This window comes from Streptomyces palmae, from assembly GCF_004684805.1.
Lineage (GTDB): Bacteria > Actinomycetota > Actinomycetes > Streptomycetales > Streptomycetaceae > Streptomyces > Streptomyces palmae.
Map to the genome: position 1 here is coordinate 1 of NZ_SRID01000341.1, position 7365 is coordinate 7365.

Below are 7365 nucleotides of genomic sequence, written 5' to 3' on the forward strand. Positions count from 1 at the left end.
GTGGTGGAGCCGGGGCGGATTCCCGGGTCGGGTCGGTTTCCGCGACCGGCGGGCGCGGGGTGGCGGGGCGCTCACGGGACTGACCGGGTTCGGTGGTGGCGGAGCTGGTGGAGGCCGTACCCCAGGCCGCTGGGGACGGCGCCCCGTCACGCCGGGCGCGCCGGCCGTCATGACCGTGCCAGGCGGTGTTCGCCAGCTTCCACAGGGAGGCCAACCGGGCACGGTCGACGTCGGCGAGTTCGCCGAGGGAGTCCACCGCATGACTCGGCGGCAGGGCCCTGCCGTTGAGATAGCGGTCCCAGGAGGACTTGCTGTACGGGGTGTCCCTGGCAAGGGCGGCGAGGCTCAGCCCCGTGCGGTCCTTCAACCTCCGCAGCTCGACGACCAGATGACGCACATCGGAGGCGAGGCCGTCCGGTAAGGGCTTCCAGTCAGTCACGCGCTTCCCCCCTGACGCGTTTCTGTTTCCTCTCACGGTACCGGCCACGGTCGGGCCCGAGGCAGGTTTCGCACACGTGTCTTCTCTCGGCACGCCTTGGCAGGTCGGCGGCGTCGACCGGTCCCGCCCATCGAGCGCGACCCGGCCCGGGTCATCCCGTCCCGCTGCCCCCGACCGGGTCGATCCAGCTGTCGTACAGGGCGATGCCGAGCTGGTGGCCGGCGACGGTGACGGTGGCGCGAATCGTGTTCTGCTCCCCGTCCAGCATCGCGGTGTGCGTCCGGCCCGCGGCGGCCCTCTGCTGGTCACCGGCGGTGGTGGAGATGCGCAGCTGCGCCGTCCCCCGCGAGGTGTCGATCTCCGCCCAACTCGCCTTGCACGCCGAGCTGTACCGAAGCGTCAGCACATGGTCGTAGGCGCGCAGTCGGTGGACGGTGACGCTGCGGCGATCGCACTTCTCACGGTACGGATCCAGGCCCCGGCAACCGGACGAACGGCACCCGTCGGCCGATCGGCCGTCCGCACCCTCCGCGCCCGCCACCAGTGTGGGCTCGTTGGGAGGTTCGATGGACGGAGCGTCGGCCGGGATGCCGACGTCCGCCGTGGGGGCGCCCTCCTGCCTGGCGAACAGGAGCGCGGCCAGCAGTGCGCCGTTCGCGACCAGGGCCACCGACACCGCTGCCCACCGCACCCAAGGGGCGCGCCACCACACCCGGCCGACCGCCGCCGTACCCGGCGCGGGTTCGGAGGAGGGAGCGGTGGCCGGTGCGCTGGCTGGTGTGGTGGACGGCGCGCCAGGTACGTCCGGGTGCTCGTCCGCACGCTCCTGCGCGGGCTCGCCCGCATGCTCGTCCGGGCCCACCGGGGCGAGAAGGGCCTCGGTCCGGTCTCCCCCGGCCCAGGCGTGGGAGGCCGATTCCCACAGCACGCGCAGATGTTCGGCGTCGGCCTCCACCAGCCGTCCCAGCTTCTCGACCGCCTGCCAGGGCGGCAGCCTTCGCCCGTTGACGTAGCGCAACCAGGAACTGCGGCTGTAGCCGGTCCTCACCGCGATGGTCGTGGTGCTCAACTCGCACCGGTCCATGTGCTGGCGCAGCTCCCGCACCAGCCGGACCACCTCGACCGGCAGATCCTCCCGCAGTGGCCCCCAGCGTCCCACGACGGCACCCCCCATCCCCGCGGCCCACTATCCCATGAACGTCCCGCTCCGCGACCCGGACGCAGGGTGTCCGCGCAGGTCAGACGGTGTGTCGTCCCGGGATTGAGGTACCTGCCGAGCGGCGCTGGCAGCTGCCGTTCCCCCCGTCCCAGACTCATGGCAGGCCCTGTGGAACGGGCCGCGGTACAGCCGCGGGACGGGCCGTCCAGCCCAAGGGGGAGCGGGACGGAAGCACAGGCGCGCGACACGCCACACGTCCCGGATCCGGGCCGCGGACGCCGCGGCCCGACGAGTCCACTGGACAGGGGCCGCGGGTGCGACACACGGACACACACGCACATTCGGGGGAATCAGGATATGAAGACATACAGCGGCTTGCCCGATGGGGACGAGAGAGGGCTGGTGGACGCCTCGGCAGCCGTACGACGGCAGTCCACCCGGCGCTCGGGGCCCGACACACCCTCGGCGTTCACGGCCTCACGTACCAATAACCGGTCTTCGGCACCCGGGCCCGCCAGGCCGGGAAACCGCTCATCAGCGTCGCAGACCCGTACGTCCCACGGGAGGCCCGCCACCCGGGCGGAGAGCGGTGGGCTACCGGAGGCGCGCCATCTGGAGGTGGGGCCGGTGCGGCTGTCGCTGCTGGACCCGCCCGCGCCGCCCGCGGTCGTGCGGATGGAAGGCCCTCCGGAGGTCTGGCACCTGGTCTGCGCCGCCCAGGGCCCACTGGAGATCGGCGGTGACGGACACGCCATCCGACTGGAGCCCGGCAAGGTGGTGCTCTGGGAGCCGTGCGAGAGCCTCAGCGTGGCCGCGCTCCCGGACGGGGTTCCGGCCCGGGCCACCGTCCTGCACCTGCCCGGGGCGGCACTGCCGCTGCCCGGCGAGGTGCTGCGCGCCGTGTCCGGGCGCCCGGCCTCCACGGGGTCGGGGCCGGCCGCCCTGCTCGCCGGCTTCCTGGACCGGCTCGCCGTCCACGCGCCGTACGTCGAGGCCGAGCACACGCGGTGGCTGGGCACGGCGGCCGTCAACCTCGCGACCGCGTTCCTCCAGAGCGAGGCGGGACCGCGCGAGAGCGCACCGGCGCAATCCGCCGCCTCGCGGAGGGACCGGCTGCTGGGCGACATCAAGGCGTACATCGAGCGCCACCTGGCCGACGCGGACCTGACCCCGACCGCCATCGCCGCGGCCAACCACATCTCGCTGCGCTATCTGCACCACCTGTTCCAGCGCGACCAGCGGACGGTCGGCGGTTTCCTCCGCGAGCGCCGGCTGGCGCACTGCCGGGCCGACCTCTCCGATCCCGCCCTGTCGGCCCGGAGCGTGGGCGAGATCGCCCGGCGGCGGGGTTTCCGCGACCCCGCGGTGTTCAGCCGGATGTTCAAGTCGGCCTACGGAGTCGCCCCCGGAGCCTTCCGCGAGCAGCGGCTGCGAGGGTGAGCCGCGTTCCCCGACGTCCGTCGGCTGCCGGTCACGCCCGCAGCGCCCGCCAGGTGTTGACGCCGACCTGACCGTCGACTTCGAGATGGCGTGCCTTCTGGAACCGCTTCACCGCCGTCCTGGTGTCGGTGCCGAACTCGCCGTCCAGGCCGCTGGGTCCGATGCTGTAGCCGCGCGCCCTGAGGATGCACTGCACCTGCTTCACCGCCGCCCCGCGGTCCCCGTACTGGGTGAGCCGGGTTCCGGAGTAGTAGGCGCAGGACTTCCAGGGTTTGGCCGGTGCGGAGGATGGCGGGTTGATGACGGACGGCTCGAAGTCCGGCGGGTCGTCAGGAGCCGGTTCCTCGGTGTACGGGGCCGAGCCGGCGTCGGCCGGGGGCTCGACCTGGGACTCGTCCGGGGATCCGTCCGGGGATTCGTCCGACGGGGGCTCTTGCGTCTGCTCGGGGCCCGGGTCGTAGCCGGGTGGTGGGCTCTGCGCCTGCTGTCCGGGCGGCACGTTGCCCTCCGGTACCTCCGGCACGGGCGTGGTCTGCGGACGGCGGTGCCCCGGCGCGGCGCCGTGCGGGGAGGCCGTGGCGGTGGCCCGGGGCCGCTTGGCGGCGGCCCCTTCCGCGTCGCTGGATCCCTGCCCCGGGCCGGCGAAGGCGACGACGGCGGTGGCCGCCGCGACCACCAGAGCCGCTCCCACGGCCAGTGGCCAGCGGCGCCGGGTGCCCTTCTTCTCGGGAGCCGCCTTGGGTTCGGCGCGGCGCAGGACCGTGAGCTGGTCCATCAGCCGCACCGCCACCGCGGTGCCGAGCCAGCCGGTCCGGGCCGCCACCGTCTCCGCGACGGGCCCCGGCCACTCCTGGTCGCGGGTGTGGCGCCGGGCGGCCTCGACGATCTCCTGCGGGCCGGGCCGGCGCCCGGGGTCCTTCTCCAGGCAGCGGCCGATCAACTCGGCGAGGTCCGCGTCGCAGGCACTGACCTCGGCCAGAATCTGCTCGCTCGGCGGCGAGTAGACGATCCGGTGGATGACGTCGGCGGTGTTCCCCTCGCCGAACGGCCCGGCTCCTGTGACCGCCACCGCGAGGACCGAGCCGAGCGAGAAGACGTCGGAGGCCGTGCCGACCTCGCGGCCGTCCGCCTGCTCCGGGGACATGAACGCGGGCGTCCCCAGGTGTTGGCCGGTCATGGTGAGCGAGCTGGCGTCGGAGGTGTGCGCGACCCCGAAGTCGATGACCCGTGCGCCGTCGGGCCCCAGCAGGACGTTGGACGGCTTGAGATCGCGGTGGACGATGCCGACGGCGGCGATCGCGGTGAGCACCTGGCCGATCTCATGCGCCAGCCGCCACACCACGGGTACGGGCAGCGGCCCGCACCGCACGACCGCGTCGGCCAGGCTGAGCCCGGGCACGTAGGCGGTCGCCATCCACAGCTGCTCCTCGCCGTCGAAGCCGGAGCCGAGCAGTTCGGCGGTGTATGTGCCGTGCACCCGGCGGACCGCTTCCACCTCGCGCTCGAAGCGGCGGCGGAAGCGTTCGTCCTCGGCGTACTCCGAGCGGATCACCTTGACCGCGACGAGCGATCGGGCCCCGTACGTTCCCTCCGTATCGGCCTCGCGGCCCAGGTACAGCCGGCCCATCCCCCCGCTGCCCAGCCGGGCGAGCACCCGGTAGGGCCCGATGTCCGAGGGGTCGGACCGGCGCAGCGGCTCGGCGCCCAGCAACGCGAGGTCGTCGGCGGACAGTTCGGCCGCGAGTGGTCCTGCGGCAGATGCTTCTGCGGCGCCGGTGGTGTCGGCGGCGTCCCTCTCGGACATCGGGATCCTCAGGTCCTCTCGGCGGCTTACGCGCCGCCCGCCTGCGAAATGTTGGTGAGGATCTTCTGGACCTGCTGCTGGAGGTGTTCCAGCGAGGCCTTCATCTTGTCCAGGTCCCCCTTGGCCTGCGGCCAGACCTGGCCCCGGAACTGCTGCGCCAGCGGTCCGTCCCAGTTGTTGGGCTCGCTCAGCTGCTGGCCATGGCCGTTCAGCTTGCCGATGAGTCCGGGGAGTTCGCTGTTGATGATGCTGAGCATCTTCGCGGCTTCCTGGTGCGCGAGATCCGTTACCTTGACGGTCGTCATGTTCTCCCCTTAGAGGAATCTTCGGATTGAATCCAGTGTCCCGGTCGGCTCATCCGGTGTCATTGATCTCGGGTGCACATCGCATGGCGCAGGGTGCAACACCAAGGACGGATCGGACTGACTATTCGAACTTATAGTCCTGACCGAGAGCCTTGACCGCCTTCTTGGCCTCTGGCTCGCCAAACGCATCGAACATGTCCCGCACCGAGGGCGGGTATTTCTCGTTCGCGTCGTAACCACCGACGTGGTAGGCGTTCGGAGACGCCAGAATGTCGTGGAGCAGCTGACTGTCCTGCCGGGTATCGCCCGTGAAGCTCACACGGTCCTTCTTGTCCGTAAAATGCCCCCGGTCCTTGTCATTCGTCTTGTACACGAGATTTCGGGAGACCATCATACTGATCATGAGGGTTTGCAGGTGCTGCGAGATATTGTCGTTGAGCTTGGCGATGTCCGGGTGCTTCCCATCCTCGATCTCTTTCTTCATGTAGTCGCCTATCGGATCCCATGACGAGGCCCAGCTCTGCACTGCTCCGACGGCGGCATTAAAGGCGACACGCCCGACAAACACCTCCGGTTCGAGCATCGCGAACGCCATGAAGGCCGCGTTCACGTATCCGCCCTGGAGCATGCTCTTGAGAAGCGAGTGATCCGGATCTCCGGCAGCCTTGCTCAGCGCATTAAGAAATGGCCCGAGCTGTTCACCAACCTGCTCGCCGAAGCGTTTTGCCCATTCCCTGAATCCCGAGGTTCCCGGGGGAGGGATGCTCTGCGACACACCCGCCTGGTAAAGGCGGACAAAAGCATCTATCAACGGCCTCAAATGGGCCGTGTCGAGTTCGGGTGCATCTTCGGAGAAGAGAGCCCTTGACACATTGTCCAGAACCGTACGGGCCTGTTGCGGATCACTGATCCTCGAAAGTCCGATGGTCAGCACAGTGAGGAGGTTCGGCCGCACAGATGGATTGAGCGCCGCATCCAGGTCATGAAAGAGGTCCCTGATCTGCTGGGCACTCAGGAGTCGGGTGAAGTTCGCGGCGGCCCTGGGGTCGGCCGCGAGCGCCTTGAGCAGCCCCGTCTGGCCTGCCGCCGTGATGTGGAAATGCTCGGGCGAGTTGTCGCCCCCTTGCAGCCAGCGCAGGGCCTCAACGACATGGTCCGACGCGGTCTTGGACAACGATCCACTTCCGTAGGCGTTGACCAGGGCTTTGATCGTGACATCCCGGCCCAGCAGATGGGCGATCTGCTCGGAGTTCAGCTTGTTGAAGAAGCCCGCGGAATAATAGGGATCGTCGGCGTGCTTGGCGAGTTCCTTGGAGATCCGCGCCCAGTCGGCGTTGTCAGGATGACCGGGCAGCGTGCCGGCGAGGGCGGCTCCCGCATCGACCTGGGGCTGACGCAGGGCTGCCTCCTTCAGTGCTCGCAGGGCGGAATCCAGGTCCAACTCCTTCGCCAGGAACTGCTGCTTCGCGCCCGGGCGAGCGGTGACGGCCCCGGCCTGCTGAAATGCCTGGCCGACCAACCGTGCCTGCTGGTCGACCGCCACGATGGACGTGATCTGCGACGTGGTGATGGCGTCAAGAGCGGAGCACTGGTGGCCACCGCCGCTCTGGTAGTCGACAAGGGCAGGCGCCAGGGCTCTCTGGACCCAGGTCCGCAATCCCTCGGCAGCGCTGTTGCATTGAGCCGCGTACGCGAAGAGGTTCTCCGGAACCCCGGACACTGTTCCCATCCCAACCTCGCACCTGGTGATGTCGTTCTGCTAGCCCTGGAGGCGCGCCTGTGCGGTCGCCTTGTCCACTTCCCGCTTCGTCTGCTGAGCGGAAGCGGCGAGTTGCTCAAGAGCCATCTGACCCCGCTGGAACTCCTGTTCGAACGCATGCCGTTTGGGGCCACTCCAGTTATCGCTGGTCTCGTCGCCGAGAAGTGCCCGACGTTGTTGGGCGCGAACTCCCGCAAGCCACTTGAGTTTCCATTCAAGTTGGGTCAGTTGTTGGCTGAGTATTTGGGCTGCGTCGAAGTTGTACGATCCCATTGCGTCACTCTCTCCTGCTCACCGAGAATTGTCCGTCTGCCGCCGCCAGTTGTCGTTGACTGGCCGTGCAGTCCCCTTGACGCTCCATGCCACATTCGTCATCGCGCCACCTGCACCCCGTTCGCGACGCCGTCAGTGACGAGGTAGCCGCGGCCCGGGAGGGGGGCCATGCGGTCGTGGCGGGGG

At 69.7% G+C, this 7365-nt stretch carries 7 protein-coding genes; 1 reads left to right on the forward strand and 6 read right to left on the reverse strand.

Annotated elements, in window-relative coordinates; genetic code table 11:
* Positions 1-439 (reverse strand): helix-turn-helix domain-containing protein (locus E4099_RS26005; RefSeq protein WP_135341552.1); only part of this gene is annotated, 439 nt, incomplete at its 3' end.
* 151 nt (positions 440-590) lie between these two features.
* Positions 591-1598, reverse strand: a complete 1008-nt coding sequence (locus tag E4099_RS34935; protein ID WP_167828481.1) for a helix-turn-helix domain-containing protein — start codon at positions 1596-1598, stop codon at positions 591-593.
* A 627-nt stretch (positions 1599-2225) separates the two neighbouring features.
* Here E4099_RS34935 and E4099_RS33205 point away from each other — a divergent pair.
* A complete protein-coding gene (locus E4099_RS33205) occupies positions 2226-3038 on the forward strand; it encodes a helix-turn-helix transcriptional regulator (RefSeq protein WP_167828482.1) in 813 nt (270 codons plus the stop codon).
* 31 nt (positions 3039-3069) lie between these two features.
* On the opposite strand, the gene E4099_RS26020 is transcribed toward E4099_RS33205, so the two are convergent.
* From E4099_RS26020 to E4099_RS26035, 4 genes are all read right to left on the reverse strand, one after another.
* Positions 3070-4842: a serine/threonine-protein kinase gene (locus tag E4099_RS26020; RefSeq protein WP_135341555.1), complete on the reverse strand. Its 1773-nt coding sequence runs from the start codon at positions 4840-4842 to the stop codon at positions 3070-3072.
* A 26-nt stretch (positions 4843-4868) separates the two neighbouring features.
* A complete protein-coding gene (locus E4099_RS26025) occupies positions 4869-5147 on the reverse strand; it encodes a pyrophosphorylase (protein WP_135341556.1) in 279 nt (92 codons plus the stop codon).
* Positions 5148-5268: 121 nt separating this feature from the next.
* A complete protein-coding gene (locus tag E4099_RS26030; protein WP_135341557.1) occupies positions 5269-6876 on the reverse strand; it encodes a hypothetical protein in 1608 nt (535 codons plus the stop codon).
* 30 nt (positions 6877-6906) lie between these two features.
* The gene (locus E4099_RS26035) at positions 6907-7179 is read right to left on the reverse strand and encodes a hypothetical protein (RefSeq protein ID WP_135341558.1); all 273 of its coding nucleotides are present in this window, start codon (positions 7177-7179) and stop codon (positions 6907-6909) included.
* Between the last annotated feature and the right edge of the window lie 186 nt (positions 7180-7365).

Coding starts and splice junctions, on each gene's coding strand:
- E4099_RS26020 (WP_135341555.1), bottom strand. CDS start 4,842: ATGTCCGAGAGGGACGCCGCCGACACCACCGGCGCCGCAGAAGCATCT.
- E4099_RS26025 (WP_135341556.1), bottom strand. CDS start 5,147: ATGACGACCGTCAAGGTAACGGATCTCGCGCACCAGGAAGCCGCGAAG.
- E4099_RS26030 (WP_135341557.1), bottom strand. CDS start 6,876: ATGGGAACAGTGTCCGGGGTTCCGGAGAACCTCTTCGCGTACGCGGCT.
- E4099_RS26035 (WP_135341558.1), bottom strand. CDS start 7,179: ATGGGATCGTACAACTTCGACGCAGCCCAAATACTCAGCCAACAACTG.